Origin of the sequence: Bacillus cereus (assembly GCF_007678085.1) — a bacterium.
Classification (GTDB): Bacteria; Bacillota; Bacilli; order Bacillales; family Bacillaceae_G; genus Bacillus_A; species Bacillus_A cereus_BE.
Map to the genome: position 1 here is coordinate 225,781 of NZ_VEDW01000005.1, position 19,470 is coordinate 245,250.

Genomic DNA, 19,470 nt, shown 5'->3' on the forward strand with positions numbered 1-19,470 from the left:
CAAGAGGTATGTTGGGACGGTTTTCTTTTGTTAGTAGATAGGTTATCCTTGTCGAATCGTTGATATATTAAAAAAATCGTCAATGCTCAGCGATGATAGAACTCTGTTTAAGGGGTCCGTGGATCGCTGGAAGCTATTATAAGGATGAGTGTACAGAAGAGAATCAATGAGAGATGGTTGGCTTCATACAGGAGATATTGTCAGGGGTGACTCGGAAGGGTTTATTAAGATTGCGGATCGAAAAGCGGGGACGAATAGATTTCTTCCGTAGATTTAGAAAATGCCTTAATGTCACACGATAAAGTGTTAGAAGCATCTGTTGTGGTGGTGCCGCATGAAAAATGGCAAGAACGTCCCATTGCGTTGTATTAAAGGAAGGACAAGCAGTAGAAAGAGAAGAACTGTAAGCTTTATTAGAAGCAGAGTTTCCGAAATGGTGGATGCCAGATGATATTTTATTTGTAAACGAAATTCCGAAAGCGTCTGTAGGAAAGTTTCTAAAACGAGCGCTGCGTGATCAGCTCAAGACTTATATGGTAGAGCAAAACTAGAGAAGAAGGCTATCCATTCATTTGGATAGCCTCCTTTTTTAGTCGATATGACAAACTTCTTTCCAATCTTTCAGGCGTGAACGACGCTTTATTGTATGGCTTTGAACTTCTTCCCATATACGCTGTTCAAAATCTGGATGAACAGTAATAGGACGAAGATGTGGCCAGGGGAAACGCTTTAGTAAATTTAATCCTTCTTCCCAAGTGTGTACAACATGGGAGGAATGAGAGATAGCACCTATATCGTCAACCCCATAATCCATTTCATTTATATGCCGAGAAAAAATCCATCTTTTATCGGCTTGTTGTAAGCCGAATAATGAGATAGAGCCTCCTTCGCCAGCTACTTTAATTATTGTTTGCCAATTTTGCATGGTAGTTTCTCCTCCGTCAAATGGTGGATTTGTGAAAAGGTTAATTTTTTTGGTCTCTGCAGGTGCGTAAAGTGGATGGCGTGGTTCTTTGTTTCTTAAAAATCCAAGGCAATAGATAGTTTTTTTATGCTGGTGTGACCATTGTTTGAGGAGATAGTGCATGTGAGTGGATTGTTTATGTAGTTTCCCGTGTTCTCCCCAAGCGACAACAATAATAGTTGCCTCCTTAAAGGCTTTTTCTAAGTAATAGCGATTTTTTTCTCCTATGACTTCAGAGTGTGGGAGTTTATATAAGTCTTTAGGATAGGTTGTACGATAACTAAACAGGTTACAAATTTCTAAACTGCCACATTCCCATCGCTTTGCGAAGTTAATACAACGCTTCGTAGTCCTGTCATCGTGTTGTTCATTTGCTGTACTTGGGTTTAGCATAATAAATAGAGTACGGTTTTCGTTTGTAATATCCCACTCTCTCGTCAAACTATAACGGTGGTTTCCTTCAATAATTGCATCACGAATCATTACGAATTCCCCCTTTATGTTTTCATAGTTTTATAATACCTTAAAATGCTGTATGAAATATCATAATTTTCCATTAATTGTTTGGTATAATAAGATAAAAACATTTGGGGGAGACAGAATGGCGTTATTGGAGTTGAAACAATTAGGGAAGACGAACCAGTTACCAGTAGTTGAACTGAAGGTTGAGAAGGGACAATGTGTTGTTTTGCAATGTAATAACCATACAGCTAAAGTGTTGCACCGCATCATAATTGGTGAGGAAGAAGCTTCAACTGGCAATGTGCTATTTGAAGATGAAGTGATTGGAAAGAGAAATTATTCGCGCATCGGTTTTTGTTTTTTGAAAGATGAAGCATATGATCGTTTGAAGGTAAAGGACTACTACAGGTTTTTATTAGGACTGTATGAATCAAATATGAGTATAGAAGAAGTAGTACAATTTGTGGGCCTCTTAGATAAATTAAACGTTAAAATAGAAAAGTTATCATTTTCAGAGAAACGTCGTCTTCATATTGGAAGAGTTATGATTCATAATCCGGATTTAGTTATTTTGGAAGAACCAGAGCAAAATGTAGATACAGAGAGTACGATTATTATTCGAAAAGCGATTATGAAAATGAAAGAGCAAGGAAAGGCGATTTTTATTACATCATCTTTCCTATCGGACGCCCTTTCGTTAACAGAAGATGTATACATATTAAACAATGATGGTGTGAAAAAAGTAGAAATTGAACAAGAAGAAGTTGAAGAGGTGGATGAAGAAAAGGTTGTTCAAATGATTCCGCAAATGAAACTTGAAAGAATTCCAGCGAAAGTGAACGATAAAATCATTTTACTTGATCCGATGGAAATTCATTTCATTGAAACACAAAATGGAGTGACACATATTCATGTACGCGAAGGTGATTTCGTATGTGCATTAACGTTAAGTGAACTAGAATCGAGATTAACAGGATTCGGGTTCTTTAGATGTCATCGCTCGTACCTTGTGAATTTACAAAGAGTACGAGAAGTAATTACGTGGACTCGTAATAGTTTTAGTTTAATTTTGGATGACGAAAGAAAAAGTTCAATCCCGCTTTCAAAAGGACGAATGGATGAATTAAAAGGTGTAATTGGGCTATAAAATTGCTCCGATAAGCTCAAAATACGATTCATTCATCGGTAAAAATACTCCTTTTACCGATATTTTACTGCGCCTACCCTTTGTTTTTCATATGATTGAGTCAAGAAAAGCGAAACAAACAAACAAACGAAAAGCGCTAAAGCGACTTTCATCTATAAAAGAAAAAACAAAGGGGATGACGAGATGACATTAGCAATTGAAATGAAAGATGTAATGAAAAGTTTCAACGAAAAAACAGCACTTCGAAATGTAAATATTGAAGTGAAGCAAGGAGAAATTTTTGGATTCCTCGGACCGAGTGGATCCGGAAAAACAACAACAGTAAAAATTTTAACTTCTCAATTACTTCATAGTGTTGGAACAGTGAGGGTACTAGGAAAAGATATTACAGGACCAAGCAGCATCGATTACAAACGGATTGGTATTTTAACAGACAACAGCGGTTTATATGAGAGACTTAGCATTTATGATAACTTACTATTATTTTGTGACTTATACGATTGCAAAAAAGAGCGAATAGATGAAGTGTTAGCGCAAGTGAACTTATTAGATGATAAGAAAACATTAGTCAAGAAACTATCAAAAGGAATGAAGCAACGCGTTACACTAGCAAGAGCAATTCTTCATAAACCAGATATCCTCTTCTTAGACGAACCAACATCTGCACTCGACCCAGTTAACGTACAAAACATTCATAAAATCTTAAAAGACTTAAATAAAGAAGGAACGACAATTTTCTTAACGACGCATAACATGGACGAAGCAGAAACGCTTTGTAACCGCATTGCCTTTCTATGTGGCGGAGAAATTGTAGCGCTTGATACACCGGAGAACCTTCGCTTACAATACGCGAAAGATCAAATACAAGTCGTGTTAAAGGATAAGAAGAAAGAAACGGTACAAAAAGATGAATTAGGTGCAAAACGCATTTCAGAGTGGATGAAAAAAGGAGAACTATTATCCATTCATTCTTATGAACCAACGCTAGGCGATATCTTTATTGAAGTTACTGGGAGGGGACTATAATGACATTTTCAATGAGACGTGTATCAGCTATTTTTAGAAAAGAAGTACAAGATTTTAAGACGAATTCACAAGTGTTGTTAATGGCATCTTTACCAATTATATTTGCATTTATATTTAGCAGATTTGGAGAAGGGCGCATGGGGGTTGGCATTATTACTTTAATGTCCTTTCTATTTGTTGCAGGGTTTGTTCAATCGATGGTCATTGCAGAAGAGAAAGAAAAACATACGTTACGTGTGTTAATGCTATCACCAGCTTCTTCTGTTGAAGTTCTTCTTGGAAAAAGCATATTAACAGCATGTTTAACGTTAGGTATTTCCATTGTAAACTTATTCATTTTAGATCAATTAAGTGGCAATCTCTTATTGCTAGCATTTATTTTCTTATGTGGAACAATTCTATTTATCTTAATTGGAACAATGATTGGATTATTAGCTGAGTCTGTCCCGCAAACATCACTAATTGGAATGCCAATATTAATGACGATGTATTTAGCTGTACAATTTGAGCCAATGGTTGAAAATAAAGTAATTAAGACAATGATTAGTTATCTTCCAACATCTCATCTTGAAAAAGCAATTAAAAGCTTAGTGGATGGTGCTGGGTTTAGTAGTATTAGTGGGCATATGCTAAATGTTGGAGTGTGGCTTATTATTTCACTTATGGCATGTTTAATCGTATATAAAAAGAAACAATTAGACTAAAAACTGAGCTGAAACGCTCAGTTTTTTCTTTTTTCAATCATTTCCTCGGAAATTTTACAATTCTTATACATATTTTTACAGATTTTGTCGAAAAGTAATTAGTTATACGTTGTATAGGATACGTGAATATTGTTCAAAATGATTGCTGAGGTGATGATGGAATGCGAGGAAGAAATAATAAAAAGTCGCAAAAGGTAGTACATTTATTTCAAAAAAGATGGGTGTTTCCGGCACTATACATTGCTTGTGCAGCGGTAATTTTAATGGTTGCGCTATGGTTCCAAGGAGCTAATCCGAAGAAGACTCCGAACCAAGATCAAGCAACACCGTATACACAATCGGAAGATCCAGCAGTACCAGTAACGAAATCTTCAGAAGTAGTGAAAATGCCAGCTGCCGCGAGTGTGGAAGTAGTCGTACAGAAGAAGTTCTATGAAGATGCAGCAACTGAGGCGGAACAAGAAAAAGCACTTGTCTTTTATAACAACACATATTCCCCAAACAAAGGAATTGACATTGCTGCGAAGAATGGAAAAGAATTCAATGTAGCTGCTGCTTTAAGCGGTACAGTAACGAAAGCTGAAAAAGATTCACTTCTTGGTTATGTTGTAACAGTTGATAGCGGAAATGGTGTAGCAGCTTCTTATCAAAGCTTAGGCAGTGTAAAAGTAGAAAAAGGTGCACGAGTTGTACAAGGTGAAGTATTAGGAAAATCCGGTCTAAGTGCAATGAATAAAGAAGCAGGTTCTCACGTTCACTTTGAAGTGCGTAAAGACAACGTGGCTGTGAACCCTGAGCGCTATTTAAATAAGTCAGTAGCAGAAATTAAAGCTGATGCAGGTGCTGCAAAGGCAACGAACGCTTCTGGTAAAAAAGCTGATGACAAATCTCAAAAAGAAGAAAAGTCAACGAGCACGAAACCAGAAAGTAAAACAGAAGATAAGTCTCAAAAAGAAGAGAAATCAACTAGCGGTTCGACTAGTGACAAAAAAGAAGAACCGAAGAAAGAAGAAAAATCAACAAATGGTTCTACAGAATCATCTAACAGTTCTTCTTCACAAGAATAAGAAAGTGAAAAAATCAGTTCCCACTAGGGGAGCTGATTTTTTTATTTTTACCCCGCATTAACGGGCAGTAAGACCCCTACTTTAAAATTCAGTGAAAGCTAAGAAGTTAGGTTGGGGTCAACTGCCCATAAAAGCCCGATTGGTTCAACTAATAATCAGTGGGAAATGGCGCCCACTGATTAAAGTTTCACTTTATATAAAAATACTCAATTTCGAGAAAAAAGTTGCAATAACAAGGAAAAATGACGAGATTCTCGAATATATATTACAAAAGGGAGGGGATACTGTGTCATTTTTGTTTGTTCTGTCGACTGCTATTATTTTATTGTTTGTTTTATTCACCTTATATTATTACATTGCTGGTAAGAAAGAGGTTCCCCACCATCAGTTATTAGAAGAAGAGTTGGAAAGAGAAGAATGACGCCTTATATACAAGGCGTCATTTTTTTTCGCCAAAATAGTCACTGTTAACGTATTTCTCACAAAAAAACGTAATTTTTCTTAACTTAGTCCGCAAAAATAGTGAACATGTAGCATATATCAGTAGTGCGGGCAATACAATGGTATAAACCAAAGCAAAGAGAGTGTTTGAGGTGAGAAATCGTGAATCATTTCATTATAAATCCAAGAATGTTTAACGCTTACAAACAGCACTCACACTTACTTCTTAGTCGTATGCAGCGAGGCTCATTTCACACTTCTCACATCCAATTTAGGGAGGCGAGTGGTGTGCACGATTACATCAAAGAGAGAACTATCAAGATTGGTAAGTATATCGTGGAGACAAGAAAGACAGTGCGTGTCATTGCAAAGGAATTTGGGGTATCAAAGAGTACAGTCCATAAAGATTTAACGGAACGTCTACCAGAAATTAATCCAGAGCTCGCAAATGAAGTGAAAGAAATTCTTGATTATCATAAGTCTATTCGTCATTTAAGAGGCGGAGAAGCAACAAAACAAAAGTATAGAAAAGAAGATGTAGAAAAGCCAGTACGTCAATAAATATGCGATCGCAAACATTCCGTTTCAATTCGGTAATATTTTTCAGAAGAATTCTTTTTGCGAATATTACGTTTCTGTTAAATTTATGATAAAATCAGAAATTAGGTGTAAAAGAATTCGGGTGTAGCCTGATTTTGAATATCGAGGAGGAAAAAACGGGAATGTTTGCGCGAGATATCGGAATTGACCTAGGTACGGCTAACGTATTAATCCATGTTAAAGGTAAGGGTATTGTATTAAATGAGCCATCTGTTGTTGCTATTGATCGTAACACAGGTAAAGTATTAGCAGTAGGTGAAGAAGCAAGAAGTATGGTGGGACGTACGCCTGGTAATATTGTAGCAATTCGTCCACTAAAAGATGGTGTAATCGCAGATTTCGAAATTACAGAAGCAATGTTAAAGTATTTCATTAACAAATTGGACGTAAAGAGCTTCTTTTCAAAACCTCGCATTTTAATTTGTTGTCCAACAAATATCACATCAGTAGAACAAAAAGCAATTCGTGAGGCTGCTGAACGTTCAGGTGGTAAAACAGTATTTTTAGAAGAAGAACCAAAAGTAGCCGCAGTTGGTGCTGGTATGGAAATCTTCCAACCAAGCGGTAATATGGTTGTTGATATTGGTGGAGGTACAACAGATATCGCTGTACTATCTATGGGTGATATTGTTACCTCTTCCTCTATCAAAATGGCTGGCGATAAGTTTGATATGGAGATCTTAAACTACATTAAACGTAAGTATAAGCTATTAATCGGAGAACGTACTTCAGAAGATATTAAAATTAAAGTTGGTACAGTATTCCCAGGTGCACGTAGCGAAGAACTTGAAATTCGCGGACGTGACATGGTAACAGGTTTACCACGCACAATTACAGTATGCTCTGAAGAAATTACAGAAGCATTAAAAGAAAATGCAGCTGTTATTGTACAAGCTGCAAAAGGCGTACTAGAGCGCACACCACCAGAATTATCGGCGGACATCATCGACCGCGGTGTTATTCTAACAGGCGGTGGAGCTTTACTACACGGTATCGACATGCTTCTAGCAGAAGAACTAAAAGTACCAGTATTAATTGCTGAAAACCCAATGCACTGCGTTGCGGTTGGTACAGGTATTATGTTAGAGAATATTGATAAATTACCACGTCGTGCATTACGATAAAGTGAAACTTTAATAAGTGGGGGCATCCCCCCACTTATTATTAGCTCGCAAAAGGCGGGGAAGATGAAAAGAACTAAGGTGTTAACCGTAGTTCTTTTTTTGTTTTTTTATTCTTTTATTTTTTTATTTTATTTTGATTTATTGAGAAAATAGAAGAAAAATAAAGAAAAACGAAGGAAATAGGTAAAATATTCATATATATGGTTAAATTTAATATTTCCTTATTTGAAAACGTTTATAATATAATGAGTCGAATACGACATTAAGGCAAATAATGTTTTAATACATATTGCCTTTCCCTAATTTGGGCATACACTCTTTTCTACCTCCGTGTCAGTTGCAAGAATATGCAACTATTTTAATGGAATAGAGTGTGTGCATTTTTTTATATATAAAGCTGAAAAGATAGTAAAGTTTCACCTTCCCCCGCATTAACGGGCAGTAAGACTCCCCCCTCAAAATGTAGCGAATGCAAGGGAGTTAGGTAGGAGATCAACTGCCCGTAAAAGCCCGATTGGTGAAGGCTAATAATTAGTGGGAAAGGGCACACACTGATTAAAGTTTCACTTTATAATGACAAACAATAAACAAAATGGGATAATAAACAATATGTCCAAGTGGTAAGACCAATATTACAAAAGGGGCGATTGTTATATGCTAAATATAGAACAAATTAAAGAAATCATTCCTCACCGTTATCCATTTTTACTTGTTGATAAAATATTAGAAGTAGATGAAGGAAAAAGAGCGGTTGGAATTAAAAATGTATCCGCAAACGAAGAATTCTTTAACGGGCATTTTCCTGACTATGCAGTTATGCCTGGTGTACTTATTGTAGAAGCATTAGCACAAGTCGGAGCAGTTGCGGTATTAAAAAAAGAAGAGAACCGCGGAAGACTTGCTTTCTTCGCTGGTATCGACAATTGTCGTTTCAAAAAACAAGTACGTCCAGGTGATCAACTTCGCCTAGAAGTAGAAATGACACGTGTACGTGGTCCGATCGGAAAAGGGAAAGCAATCGCAACAGTAGATGGTGAAGTTGCATGTGAAGCTGAAATTACATTTGCGATTGGTGATAAAAAAGAATAAAGATAATAAAAAATCTCCTTGTGAAAATGCAAGGAGATTTTTTTATTTCCAATATATATTGGTGTAATCAATAAAATGCAAACTAGTCAGAAGATTACTTGTGTATGGAAAGTAATTCCCATATAATTACTTTATTGTTTATTCGAAAATTAGGATAAACGATAAGGGTAGAAAAGAAGTAAAGTCATTGTCATATTGTAAAGGCGTTCATATAAGACAAAGTAGAATGATATTGATTAAGATGAGATGTGGGGAAATCAGTGATACAAAATATTAATTAGACGTATGAAATCGAGCATAGAGAGAGAAAAAGGAGAAATGTCGCAATTTACACAAAAGGAGATTATGAATATGTTCGGAAGAAAGAAAAGAAAATCATTACGACAATTAATTACGCATAAAGAGCCAAGATCACGTATTGCAGAACAATACCGTAACATTCGTACAAATATTGAATTTACATCTGTAGATAGTCATGTTCGTTCTATTATTGTTACCTCGGCAGATCCAGGCGATGGAAAAACAACAACAATCGCAAACTTAGCAGTTGCTTTTGGCCAACAAGGAAAGAAAGTCTTATTAATCGGAGCTGACTTGCGTAAGCCGACGATTCAAAACTTATTTGCCATTCACAATTCAAATGGATTAACGAACTTATTATCAGGACAAGCGAAACTGATGCAATGCATTCAAAAAACAGATATAGAGAACGTATACTTAATGGCAGCAGGTCCAATCCCGCCCAACCCAGCTGAACTATTAGGTAGCCGGGGAATGGATGATCTATTACTAGAAGCATATAACATGTTTGATATTATTTTGATCGATACACCACCGGTTCTTGCGGTTACCGATGCACAAATACTAGCGAACAAATGCGATGGAATCGTACTTGTCGTACGCAGTGAAAAAACAGAAAAAGATAAAATTGTAAAAGCGAAGCAAATATTAGACAAAGCGTCCGGTAAATTACTTGGTGTCGTCTTAAACGATAAAAAAGAAGAAAAAGAACAATATGGATATTATTAGAAAATAATGTATAGAATAGTAAATGGGAAAGTCGATAAATATTTTTGTCGGCTTTTTTTGAATTTTTATAAAATTTTTTATTACATTATATGAAAAGCATGATATAATGGAAATTTTGGAAATTCGTTGGAATGTGTTGTCATATTTAAGATTATTTTGTAAGATTATATTTGTTTGTTATGAGCTTGTATTAAATAATTTATTAAAATAAAAAAATATAAGATGAATATGTTATAATTTTTCTTATGTGCAAATTTTAGAAAGTTGGAGGAACTTATGGAAGAAACAATTAGTTTGAAAGAGTTATTTCATATTTTAAAAAAACGTTTAGCAATGATCCTCACTGTTACATTTGCGGTGGCAATTATAAGTGCTATTATTAGCTTTTTCTTTATGACACCGATTTATCAGTCTTCAACACAAATCCTTGTAAATCAGAAGAAGCAAGAGGGAACTGCATTACAGATTGGGGAAGTTCAAACAAATATACAATTAACGAATACATATAAGGTTATTATTAAGAGTCCTGTAATCTTAGAACAAGTGAAAGAGAAATTGAAATTGCAGGAGACGATACAGGAGTTAACCAAAAAAGTTGATGTTACAAATGAAAAGGATTCACAGGTGATTGCTGTTACAGTTCAGAATAAAGATCCAAAAACAGCAAGTGCCATTGCAAATAAAATTGCAGAAGTATTTCAAAGCGAAATAGCGAAAATCATGAGTGTTGATAACGTTACTGTATTATCAAAGGCAGAAGTGGTAGAAAAGCAATCCCCAATTAAACCACGTCCAATGTTAAATATAGTAATTGCGTTCATTGTTGGTTTAATGGCTTCAGTTGGACTTGCATTCTTACTAGAATACTTAGACAACACTGTGAAAAAAGAAGAAGATGTAGAAAACTTACTTGGATTACCAGTATTAGGGATTGTAGCTCGTATGGATGAAGAAACAAAAAATATAAATTCGCATGCTCCATCATCAAGAAAAGTGAGGGGACAAACAATTGGCTCTTAATTTATTTAAAAAGAAAAAAAATCATCGTCAACGTCGTCAATTAATTGCTCATCAACAACCGAAATCACCAATTTCAGAACAATATCGTAATATTCGAACGAATATCGAATTTGCAGCTGTTGATACGAATTTACACTCATTAATGGTCACGTCGGCAAACCCAAGTGAAGGAAAAACAACGACGACAGCAAATATGGCAGTTGTTTTTGCACAACAAGGAAAGAAAGTACTATTAATTGATGCAGATATGCGTAAACCAGCGATGCATCAAATGTTTCAAGTAGATAATATTTTCGGATTAACGAACGTATTAACACATAGTGAACGTTTAGAAAAATGTGTACAAACGACAGCTGTAGATAATTTACACTTTTTAGCTTGTGGTCCAATTCCACCAAATCCAGCAGAATTGTTAGGATCAAAATCAATGCAAGAGCTTCTTGCACAAGCATATAGCCTGTACGATTTAGTTGTTTTTGATTTACCACCAATTTTGGCAGTTACTGATGCGCAAATTATGGCAAATGTATGTGATGCTTCAATTCTTGTTGTTCGTAGTGAATCGACAGAGAAAGAAACGGCAGTAAGGGCAAAAGTATTATTGGAATCGGCAAAAGGTAAGCTTTTAGGTGTAGTTCTGAATGATCGTGAACGTGAACAAGGCTTATATTATTATTATGGTGCTAATTAATTAAAAAGTGGGATATGGCAAGGCCATATCTCCTTTTTTCCCTTGAATATGAGACATGCCTCATATTCAAGGGAAAAAAGGTTTGTATATGAGAGGGAGGATGCAAAGAATGATTGATTTACATTGTCACATTTTACCTGGCATCGATGACGGTGCACAAACAATAACCGATAGTTTAGCGATGGCCCAAAAGGCTGCCCAAGAAGGAATACATACAATCGTCGCAACACCACATCACCAAAACGGAAAATATATAAATGAGCGTACTTCTATTCTTCATCAAGTAAACCAATTAAATGATGAACTACAACAAAATGAAATTCCACTAAAAATATTACCAGGGCAAGAGGTCAGGTTATATGGTGATTTATTAGAAGACTATGAGGCTGGTAAAATCGTTACCTTAAATGAAACAAACAAATATATATTAATTGAATTTCCATCAAATCACGTACCTCGTTATGCAGAACAATTATTATATGAACTACGTGTTAAGGGAATGATTCCAATTATCGTTCACCCAGAACGTAATGCCGAGTTAATGGAGAGACCAGATAAGTTATACAACCTTGTAAATAAAGGAGCTTTAACACAAGTAACAGCAGGTAGTTTACTAGGTAAGTTTGGTAAAAAAATCAAAAAGTTTTCGCTGCAGCTTGTGGAACATAATTTAACGCATATGATCGCATCGGATGCACATAATACAACATCAAGAGGATTCCATTTAGCAGAAGGTTATGAACTAATTGAGAAAGAATTTGGAACGAGCGTTATGAATGATTTGAAAGAAAATCCGTACTTATTAATTAGCGGGAAGGTAATTTATAAAGAAGATCCAGAACAAATCCGTCGTAAAAAATTATTTGGTATCTTCTAAATAGTAAACTGGTGATGTCTCCTAACCGTTATCAACGGGGGCACTCGGTCGTGCTGTGGGTAGAAATTTTATTTCGTGCCTACCTTAGACGCTTGTCGTCGGGAGTATGACGTGAGGTTGGGTTAGATGCCCGTGGTTTATTTTGGTAAAAACTCTACCTGTGGAGTTATAAACATGACTATAGAGGTAGGTTTTTTATTTTGTGTATTATAATATTTTGATACCAATAGGGGGGTAAAATTTGAAAAGAGTAAGAAAGGCTATTATTCCAGCGGCAGGTCTTGGAACGAGGTTTTTACCAGCAACGAAGGCGATGCCGAAAGAAATGTTACCGATTGTTGATAAACCAACAATTCAATACATTGTAGAAGAAGCAATAGAATCAGGAATTGAAGATATTATAATTGTTACTGGTAAAGGAAAACGCGCAATTGAAGATCATTTTGATCATTCTTTTGAGCTAGAACAAAACCTACTAGAAAAAGGAAAGTATGAAATCCTTGAAAAAGTACAAGCATCATCAAGAATTAATATTCATTACATAAGACAAAAAGAACCAAAAGGTTTGGGACATGCAGTATGGTGTGCACGTAAATTCATTGGGAATGAACCATTTGCGGTATTACTTGGTGACGATATTGTCCAAGCAGAAATACCGTGTTTACGTCAATTGATGAATCAATATGAAAAGACACAATCATCAGTTATTGGTGTACAAACAGTTTCTGAAAATGAAACGCATCGTTACGGTATCATTGATCCAATTGAACAAAATGACCGTCGTTATCAAGTACGTCAATTTGTTGAAAAGCCAGCTCAAGGAACAGCACCATCTAATTTAGCGATTATGGGTCGTTACATATTAACACCAGAAATTTTTGCTTTCCTCGAAAATCAAGAAACAGGAGCAGGTGGCGAAATTCAATTGACAGATGCGATTCAACACCTAAACGAAATTCAACGAGTATTTGCGTATGACTTTGAAGGAACACGTTATGATGTTGGAGAAAAATTTGGTTTTATTAAGACTACGATTGAAATGGCATTGCAGCATGTGGAACTAAGGGAAAGATTGTTAGAATATATTAGTGAGACTGTAAAAGCAGAGATGTTTATAAAAGGGGGGAGATAAAGTTGGAAAGCAGAAAAATAGTAGGTACTCCAGTTGAATCGAAAGAGCTGGTAATAAAAAATCAAAGTATAATTTATTTGTTTTTTAAAAGAATGCTAGATTTTATAGGCGCTATAATAGGGTTAGCGATTTTCTCCCCAATTTTCATCGTAATTTCAATCTTTTATATGTGGGGGGATAATAAAGGACCTGTATTTTTTAAACAAGTACGAATGGGCAAGGACGGTAAAGAATTTCACATTTATAAATTCCGTTCAATGATTGTAAATGCAGAGGGAAAATTAAAAGAAAATGAACTATTATATAAAAAATATGTTGCTAATAATTATAAATTAGAACCAAATGAAGACCCTCGCATTACTAAATTAGGACAGTTTTTGAGAAAAACAAGCTTAGATGAGTTACCTCAATTCATTAATGTTTTAAAAGGTAATATGAGTCTGGTTGGTCCAAGGCCGGTGGTAAAAGAAGAGTTAAAGGAATACGGTCATAGAGAACGTGAGTTTTTATCTGTTAAACCAGGTATTACAGGATATTGGCAAGTCAGTGGGAGAAGTGATGTTGGTTATCCAGAAAGAGTAGATTTAGAGCTTCATTATGTGGATAATGCTTCTTTATATTTTGATATTAAGATTATAATTTTTACAGTTATAAATGTAATTTTACGTAAGGGTGCTTATTAATTTTATAATAAAGGAGATTTATGATTATGAAAGGAATTATTTTAGCCGGAGGAAGTGGAACTCGTTTGTACCCACTTACTACAGCTGTTTCAAAACAATTATTACCAGTATACGATAAACCAATGATCTACTATCCATTATCAGTATTAATGCTGGCTGGAATCAAGGATATTTTAATTATATCTACGCCACAGGATACACCACGTTTTGAGGAGCTCCTAGGGAATGGTTCTCAGTTTGGAATTAACCTTGAATACGCAGTGCAAGAATCACCGGATGGATTGGCGCAGGCATTTATTATTGGAGAAGATTTTATTGGTGATGATTCAGTCGCTCTAATATTAGGGGATAATATGTTTTACGGACATGGCTTAACTCAATTACTACAAAATGCTGTAGGACGTCAAAATGCAGCGACTGTTTTCGGGTATTATGTAAATGATCCAGAACGTTTTGGAGTAGTTGAGTTTGATGAGAATGGAAAAGCTATATCTATTGAAGAAAAACCAGAAAATCCTAAATCTCATTATGCAGTAACTGGGCTTTATTTTTATGATAATAGAGTCGTAGAGATTGCTAAAAATATTAAACCATCAGCTCGTGGTGAGTTAGAGATTACAGATATCAATAAAGTATATCTAGAAGCAAATGAATTAAATGTAGAGATTCTTGGACGTGGCTTCTCATGGCTGGATTCAGGTACGCATGAATCGTTATTAGAGGCATCACAATTTATTGAAACAATTGAAAAACGTCAAAGTTTAAAGGTAGCTTGTTTAGAGGAAATTGCTTTTAGAAGAGGATATATTAATCGAGAGCAATTATTAGTTCTAGCAGAGCCTATGAAAAAGAATCAATATGGTCAATATTTAATGAAATTGGCAGAGCAAAGTAAGCAGAAGCAACCAATTTATCAATAAAGGAGTATTAAGTATGAAGATTATTGAGACAAAAATTCCTGATGTACTTATTTTAGAGCCAAATGTATTTGGAGATCATCGCGGATATTTTATGGAAAGTTATAATAAAGATGCATTTGATAAGTTAGGTTTAAAATATGAATTTATTCAAGATAATCAATCATTGTCAGTGCCTGTTGGAACATTACGTGGTTTACATTTTCAATTAAATCCTAAAGCACAGACAAAAGTAGTTCGTTGTATTACTGGTGCCATTTATGATGTAGCGGTTGATATTCGTAAAGGTTCACCTACATATGGTCAATGGGTGGGTGTTATTTTAAGTGAACATAATAAGCGTCAGCTAGTTGTACCAAAAGGGTTTGCACATGGTTTTTGTACATTGGTACCTAATTCAACTGTCGCTTATAAAGTAGATGAATATTATTCTCCAGAACATGATTCTGGTATTTTATGGAACGATCCAGCGCTAGGAATAGACTGGCCAGTAAGTAATCCAATACTATCGGATAAAGATAACAAACATCCAATGTTGGAAGAAGCAAATATTAATTTTGTATATGAAAATTAAGGAGGAGCAACATGAAAGTATTAGTAACAGGTGGGGCAGGATTTATTGGAAGTAATTTTGTACGTTATATGGTAAAGAAATACCCTGAATATAATCTTGTCAATTTAGATGCATTGACGTATGCAGGTAATTTAGAGAATCTAAAAGAGATTGAGGGCTTACCTAATTATAAATTTGTTAAAGGTGATATAGCTGATCGCGAGTTTATCAATCGACTATTCGAAGAAGAAAAATTTGACTATGTATTAAATTTTGCAGCAGAATCACATGTGGATAGAAGTATTACTAATCCAGATATATTTATTCAAACAAATATTCAAGGAACTCAAGTGCTATTAGATGCAGCAAAAAATGCACAAGTAAAGAAATATTTGCAAGTTTCAACAGATGAGGTATATGGTACTTTAGGCGATACAGGCTATTTCTCAGAAGAAACACCTTTAGCTTCAAATAGTCCATATAGTTCAAGTAAAGCTGGGGCAGACTTACTAGTTCGTGCATATCATGAAACTTTTGGTTTACCTGTTAATATTACACGTTGCTCTAATAACTATGGACCATTCCATTTCCCTGAGAAATTAATTCCATTAATGATTATTAATGCATTAAATAATAAGCAGTTACCTGTATACGGCGATGGATTAAATGTACGTGACTGGTTACATGTTGAAGATCATTGTCAAGCTATTGATCTGGTACTTCATAAAGGTAAAAATGGTGAAGTATATAATGTTGGTGGAAATAATGAACGTACAAATATTGAAATTGTAAAAACAATTTTAAAAGCGTTAAATAAGCCAGAATCTTTAATTCAATATGTGAAAGATCGCCCAGGACACGACCGCCGCTATGCAATTGATGCAACAAAACTTCGTGAGGAGTTAGGTTGGTCACCAAAATATAACTTTGATACGGGAATTGAACAAACAATTAACTGGTATTTAGAAAACCAAGACTGGTGGGAGAATATTATCTCTGGAGAATACCAAGAATACTTTGATAATCAATATGGTAATAGATTAGAGGTTAAGTAAATGAAAGTTATTGTAACAGGAGCAAAAGGTCAACTTGCACAAGATGTTTTGAAACAATTAGAACATACAGACTTACAAGTATACGGTATTGATCGTGAAGAGTTAGATATAACAAATAATGAGGCTGTACAAGCTTATATAAATGAAATTAAGCCAGATGCAATTATGCATTGTGCAGCTTATACAAATGTTGATGCGGCAGAAGAAGATGCAGAAACTGCTTATAAAGTAAATGGACTAGGTACAAAGTATTTAGCGCAAGCTGCAGGAGAAATAGGGGCGAAAATGTTGTACATTAGTACTGACTATGTTTTCGATGGTACAGCAAAAAGTCCTTATGAAACTAGTGAACCTACAAAACCATTGGGGGTTTATGGTGAAACAAAATTAGCAGGTGAAACATTTGTACAACAATATGTAGATAAATTCTTTATTGTACGTACAGCTTGGGTGTTTGGGATATTTGGAAATAACTTTGTGAAAACGATGCTACGTTTAGGAAAAGAGCATGATGAAATTAGTGTTGTTCATGATCAGATAGGCTCACCTACATATACAGTAGATTTGGCACGTTTTATGATTGAATTAATTCGTTCTGAAAGGTACGGTATATATCATGCGACAAATACAGGGGTTTGTTCTTGGTATGAATTTGCTGTAGAGATTTTCAATCAAGCAGGCATAGATGTTAAGGTGAATCCGGTGACAACAGAGGAATTTCCTCGACCAGCAGCACGTCCACATTATTCAGTATTAAGTAAACAAAAAATTGAAGATGAAGGATTTAGCTCTTTACAAGATTGGAAAGAGGCTTTAAAAGCTTATCTTCTTGAAAATAAATAAAAAGCTGCTACACAAAACATCTATATTAGATGTTTTGTGTAGTTATATAGGATTTTTTACTTTAGTGAATAAAATTAATTTATTTTTTAAATTAAGAAATTCTAAAACTACAACATGTGAAAGGATATTTATATGACTTCAAATTTAAATCCTAGAATAGATATACTATTAGCTACCTATAATGGAGAAAGGTTCATTCAAGAACAATTAGATTCATTATTGGCACAAAGCTATGAAAATTGGAAGATTATTATACGTGATGATGGTTCTTCAGATAATACATTAGGAATAGTTGGGGAATTTATAAAAAAACATGGAGATCGCATTGAATTAATAGAGGATGGTGACAAAGGTTTGGGACCTAGTGGGAACTTTGCACGACTACTAGAAAATTCAAATGCTCAATATATAATGTTTTGCGATCAAGATGATGTTTGGAAAGAAGATAAAATTAAATTAACATTCGAAAAAATGAAAGAAATAGAAAATAACGGTTATAAGGATAAACCAATATTAGTACATACCGATTTAGAGGTTGTTAATAAGGAATTAGAGACTGTAGCTGATTCGATGTTTCAATATCAAAATTTAAATTCAAACTTTGTAAATTTAAATAATCTATTAACACAAAATAATGTAACTGGTTGTACTACTATGATTAATGAAAGCTTGAAGGAAAAAGCACTTCCTATCTCAAAAGATGCAATGATGCATGATTGGTGGTTAGCATTAGTAGCGTCAGCTTTTGGAAAGATAGGGTTCGTTTCGAATTCCACCATAAAATATCGTCAACATGGGGGAAATGATACGGGAGCAAAACAATATTCATTTAGCTATTTTTATCAAAGAGTAAAAGGATATAATAAATTATTTGAAATGGTAAACAAAAACTTTAAACAAGCAGATAGTTTTTATTTAACATATCAAAGTGAACTTACAGCAGAAATGCAGGGAGATATTGAGCATTATATCGAATTGAAAAACATCAACAAGTTTAAAAGAGTACAAGTTATTAATAAGTATGGATTTTTGAAACAAGGGATAATTAGGAATATAGGTTTCTTTATAATTGTATTTATGATGAACAAGGAGAAAAGAATATAATGCAGAAAAAAAAGGTTTCAGTGCTTATCCCATTATATAATGCAGAGGTATTTATACGCGATTTAATGAGAAAGTTAGAGATACAATCATTGCCAAAAGATGTTAGTATGGAAATTATTACAGTAGATTCTTCTTCTAGTGACAATACAGTTGCGATTTTAAATAAGGAGTTTCCAAAAGTAAAATGTACGGTCATAAAAAATAAAGACTTTGATCATGGCGGAACAAGAAATCTCTTAATGAAGCAGTCAGAAGGAGATTATTTATTGTATATGACACAAGATGCTATTCCATTTGATAATTACTTAATAGCGAATCTGTTAGCACAATTTGAAGATGAAAATGTGAAAATTGTTACAGCTAGACAAATTCCTAGGGATAATGTAAGTCCTTTAGAAAAATTTGCTCGTAATTTTAATTATCCAGCTGAAAGCAAAGTAAAGACTAAACAGTCTATTGATGAGTTAGGAATCAAAACGTTCTTTAATTCTAACGTGTGTAGTATGTATCATCGAACTTTATTTAGAGAACCATTTAAAGGATTTCCTGAAAAAATTATTTTAAATGAGGATATGATTCTAGCTTATGAGACTATTATGTCCGGATATAAAGTTGTATATAAAGCGGAAGCGAAGGTATTTCATTCACATGACTATTCCTTGAAACAGCAATTTAAAAGGTATTTTGATATTGGAATGGCCTTTGATGAGACTAGTTATATTTTAGAGAATGTATCCAATGAAAAAGAAGGATTAAAGATGATTAAACATCAGCAGCAATATTTATTAGGTGGAAAACACTTTAGATATATGTTTTACAGTGTTTTTGAAAATGTTGCTAAATTTTCAGGGTATAAAATGGGGAAAAAACATCATTTATTTAATGACAATATAAAACGTAAATTTTCGGCGTATATGAAATAATTAAATAGGAGTTTTGATT

Annotated in this window: 21 protein-coding genes and 1 pseudogene; 21 read left to right on the plus strand and 1 reads right to left on the minus strand. The window is 34.5% G+C overall.

Going from position 1 to position 19,470, the window contains the following annotated elements; all coding sequences use genetic code 11:
* Positions 1–92 precede the first annotated feature (92 nt).
* Positions 93–551 (plus strand): annotated as a pseudogene (locus FS742_RS28075) (AMP-binding enzyme); the annotation flags it as partial.
* A gap of 38 nt (positions 552–589) precedes the next feature.
* On the opposite strand, the gene FS742_RS28080 reads toward FS742_RS28075, so the two are convergent.
* Positions 590–1,447: a DUF1643 domain-containing protein gene (locus FS742_RS28080; protein WP_260869681.1), complete on the minus strand. Its 858-nt coding sequence runs from the start codon at positions 1,445–1,447 to the stop codon at positions 590–592.
* 118 nt (positions 1,448–1,565) lie between these two features.
* On the opposite strand from FS742_RS28080, the gene FS742_RS21530 reads away from it, so the two are divergent.
* The 20 genes from FS742_RS21530 to FS742_RS21625 all read left to right on the plus strand — a co-directional run bounded on the left by FS742_RS21530 (position 1,566) and on the right by FS742_RS21625 (position 19,451).
* Positions 1,566–2,573 (plus strand): LytTR family transcriptional regulator DNA-binding domain-containing protein, encoded by a 1,008-nt coding sequence (locus FS742_RS21530; protein WP_144614957.1) that lies wholly within the window; start codon positions 1,566–1,568, stop codon positions 2,571–2,573.
* A 183-nt stretch (positions 2,574–2,756) separates the two neighbouring features.
* Positions 2,757–3,599, plus strand: coding sequence for an ABC transporter ATP-binding protein (locus FS742_RS21535; protein WP_000170848.1), 843 nt, complete (start codon positions 2,757–2,759; stop codon positions 3,597–3,599).
* Positions 3,599–4,303, plus strand: coding sequence for an ABC transporter permease (locus FS742_RS21540; RefSeq protein ID WP_144614959.1), 705 nt, complete (start codon positions 3,599–3,601; stop codon positions 4,301–4,303). Before FS742_RS21535 ends, FS742_RS21540 begins: the two co-directional genes overlap by 1 nt.
* Before the next feature lie 161 nt (positions 4,304–4,464).
* On the plus strand, positions 4,465–5,370 hold the full coding sequence (locus tag FS742_RS21545) for a stage II sporulation protein SpoIIQ (RefSeq protein ID WP_144614961.1): 906 nt from the start codon (positions 4,465–4,467) through the stop codon (positions 5,368–5,370).
* 286 nt (positions 5,371–5,656) lie between these two features.
* Positions 5,657–5,791 (plus strand): hypothetical protein, encoded by a 135-nt coding sequence (locus tag FS742_RS21550; protein WP_000008903.1) that lies wholly within the window; start codon positions 5,657–5,659, stop codon positions 5,789–5,791.
* Positions 5,792–6,099: 308 nt separating this feature from the next.
* Entirely contained in the window at positions 6,100–6,372 is a 273-nt protein-coding gene (gene spoIIID, locus FS742_RS21555; RefSeq protein ID WP_000544012.1) for a sporulation transcriptional regulator SpoIIID, read from the plus strand.
* 161 nt (positions 6,373–6,533) lie between these two features.
* Positions 6,534–7,535 (plus strand): rod shape-determining protein, encoded by a 1,002-nt coding sequence (gene mreB / locus FS742_RS21560; protein WP_000457986.1) that lies wholly within the window; start codon positions 6,534–6,536, stop codon positions 7,533–7,535.
* A gap of 654 nt (positions 7,536–8,189) precedes the next feature.
* Positions 8,190–8,624, plus strand: coding sequence for a 3-hydroxyacyl-ACP dehydratase FabZ (gene fabZ, locus FS742_RS21565; protein WP_000931959.1), 435 nt, complete (start codon positions 8,190–8,192; stop codon positions 8,622–8,624).
* A gap of 351 nt (positions 8,625–8,975) precedes the next feature.
* Positions 8,976–9,653 carry a CpsD/CapB family tyrosine-protein kinase gene (locus tag FS742_RS21570; protein ID WP_144614963.1) on the plus strand — a complete coding sequence of 226 codons (678 nt, stop codon included), beginning with the start codon at positions 8,976–8,978 and terminating at the stop codon, positions 9,651–9,653.
* A 276-nt stretch (positions 9,654–9,929) separates the two neighbouring features.
* Complete coding sequence (locus FS742_RS21575) at positions 9,930–10,673, plus strand: YveK family protein (RefSeq protein ID WP_144614964.1); 744 nt, start codon at positions 9,930–9,932, stop codon at positions 10,671–10,673.
* Positions 10,663–11,364, plus strand: coding sequence for a CpsD/CapB family tyrosine-protein kinase (locus tag FS742_RS21580; protein WP_144614966.1), 702 nt, complete (start codon positions 10,663–10,665; stop codon positions 11,362–11,364). The genes FS742_RS21575 and FS742_RS21580 overlap by 11 nt, the downstream gene beginning before the upstream one ends.
* 109 nt (positions 11,365–11,473) lie before the next feature.
* Positions 11,474–12,241 carry a tyrosine-protein phosphatase gene (locus FS742_RS21585; RefSeq protein ID WP_144614968.1) on the plus strand — a complete coding sequence of 256 codons (768 nt, stop codon included), beginning with the start codon at positions 11,474–11,476 and terminating at the stop codon, positions 12,239–12,241.
* Positions 12,242–12,482: 241 nt separating this feature from the next.
* The gene (gene galU / locus FS742_RS21590; protein WP_144614970.1) at positions 12,483–13,373 is read left to right on the plus strand and encodes a UTP--glucose-1-phosphate uridylyltransferase GalU; all 891 of its coding nucleotides are present in this window, start codon (positions 12,483–12,485) and stop codon (positions 13,371–13,373) included.
* 2 nt (positions 13,374–13,375) lie between these two features.
* Entirely contained in the window at positions 13,376–14,056 is a 681-nt protein-coding gene (locus tag FS742_RS21595; protein ID WP_144614972.1) for a sugar transferase, read from the plus strand.
* 26 nt (positions 14,057–14,082) lie between these two features.
* A complete protein-coding gene (rfbA, locus tag FS742_RS21600; protein WP_144614973.1) occupies positions 14,083–14,976 on the plus strand; it encodes a glucose-1-phosphate thymidylyltransferase RfbA in 894 nt (297 codons plus the stop codon).
* Between the two features lie 13 nt (positions 14,977–14,989).
* Entirely contained in the window at positions 14,990–15,547 is a 558-nt protein-coding gene (gene rfbC, locus FS742_RS21605; RefSeq protein WP_144614975.1) for a dTDP-4-dehydrorhamnose 3,5-epimerase, read from the plus strand.
* Between the two features lie 11 nt (positions 15,548–15,558).
* Positions 15,559–16,581, plus strand: coding sequence for a dTDP-glucose 4,6-dehydratase (rfbB, locus tag FS742_RS21610; RefSeq protein WP_144614977.1), 1,023 nt, complete (start codon positions 15,559–15,561; stop codon positions 16,579–16,581).
* The gene (gene rfbD / locus FS742_RS21615; RefSeq protein WP_144614979.1) at positions 16,582–17,424 is read left to right on the plus strand and encodes a dTDP-4-dehydrorhamnose reductase; all 843 of its coding nucleotides are present in this window, start codon (positions 16,582–16,584) and stop codon (positions 17,422–17,424) included. It abuts the gene before it with no gap.
* Between the two features lie 132 nt (positions 17,425–17,556).
* Positions 17,557–18,528 (plus strand): glycosyltransferase family 2 protein, encoded by a 972-nt coding sequence (locus tag FS742_RS21620; RefSeq protein ID WP_144614981.1) that lies wholly within the window; start codon positions 17,557–17,559, stop codon positions 18,526–18,528.
* Positions 18,528–19,451, plus strand: coding sequence for a glycosyltransferase (locus tag FS742_RS21625; protein WP_144614983.1), 924 nt, complete (start codon positions 18,528–18,530; stop codon positions 19,449–19,451). The genes FS742_RS21620 and FS742_RS21625 overlap by 1 nt, the downstream gene beginning before the upstream one ends.
* Positions 19,452–19,470: the final 19 nt, after the last annotated feature.

Excerpts from the sequence above, each read along its gene's own strand:
- FS742_RS21535 (WP_000170848.1), top strand. The coding sequence starts at position 2,757 with ATGACATTAGCAATTGAAATGAAAGATGTAATGAAAAGTTTCAACGAA.
- FS742_RS21570 (WP_144614963.1), top strand. The coding sequence starts at position 8,976 with ATGTTCGGAAGAAAGAAAAGAAAATCATTACGACAATTAATTACGCAT.
- rfbD (WP_144614979.1), top strand. The coding sequence starts at position 16,582 with ATGAAAGTTATTGTAACAGGAGCAAAAGGTCAACTTGCACAAGATGTT.
- FS742_RS21620 (WP_144614981.1), top strand. The coding sequence starts at position 17,557 with ATGACTTCAAATTTAAATCCTAGAATAGATATACTATTAGCTACCTAT.
- FS742_RS21585 (WP_144614968.1), top strand. The coding sequence starts at position 11,474 with ATGATTGATTTACATTGTCACATTTTACCTGGCATCGATGACGGTGCA.
- FS742_RS21540 (WP_144614959.1), top strand. The coding sequence starts at position 3,599 with ATGACATTTTCAATGAGACGTGTATCAGCTATTTTTAGAAAAGAAGTA.
- rfbB (WP_144614977.1), top strand. The coding sequence starts at position 15,559 with ATGAAAGTATTAGTAACAGGTGGGGCAGGATTTATTGGAAGTAATTTT.
- FS742_RS21625 (WP_144614983.1), top strand. The coding sequence starts at position 18,528 with ATGCAGAAAAAAAAGGTTTCAGTGCTTATCCCATTATATAATGCAGAG.
- FS742_RS21545 (WP_144614961.1), top strand. The coding sequence starts at position 4,465 with ATGCGAGGAAGAAATAATAAAAAGTCGCAAAAGGTAGTACATTTATTT.
- rfbC (WP_144614975.1), top strand. The coding sequence starts at position 14,990 with ATGAAGATTATTGAGACAAAAATTCCTGATGTACTTATTTTAGAGCCA.
- FS742_RS21575 (WP_144614964.1), top strand. The coding sequence starts at position 9,930 with ATGGAAGAAACAATTAGTTTGAAAGAGTTATTTCATATTTTAAAAAAA.
- FS742_RS21530 (WP_144614957.1), top strand. The coding sequence starts at position 1,566 with ATGGCGTTATTGGAGTTGAAACAATTAGGGAAGACGAACCAGTTACCA.
- fabZ (WP_000931959.1), top strand. The coding sequence starts at position 8,190 with ATGCTAAATATAGAACAAATTAAAGAAATCATTCCTCACCGTTATCCA.
- rfbA (WP_144614973.1), top strand. The coding sequence starts at position 14,083 with ATGAAAGGAATTATTTTAGCCGGAGGAAGTGGAACTCGTTTGTACCCA.
- mreB (WP_000457986.1), top strand. The coding sequence starts at position 6,534 with ATGTTTGCGCGAGATATCGGAATTGACCTAGGTACGGCTAACGTATTA.
- FS742_RS28080 (WP_260869681.1), bottom strand. The coding sequence starts at position 1,447 with ATGATTCGTGATGCAATTATTGAAGGAAACCACCGTTATAGTTTGACG.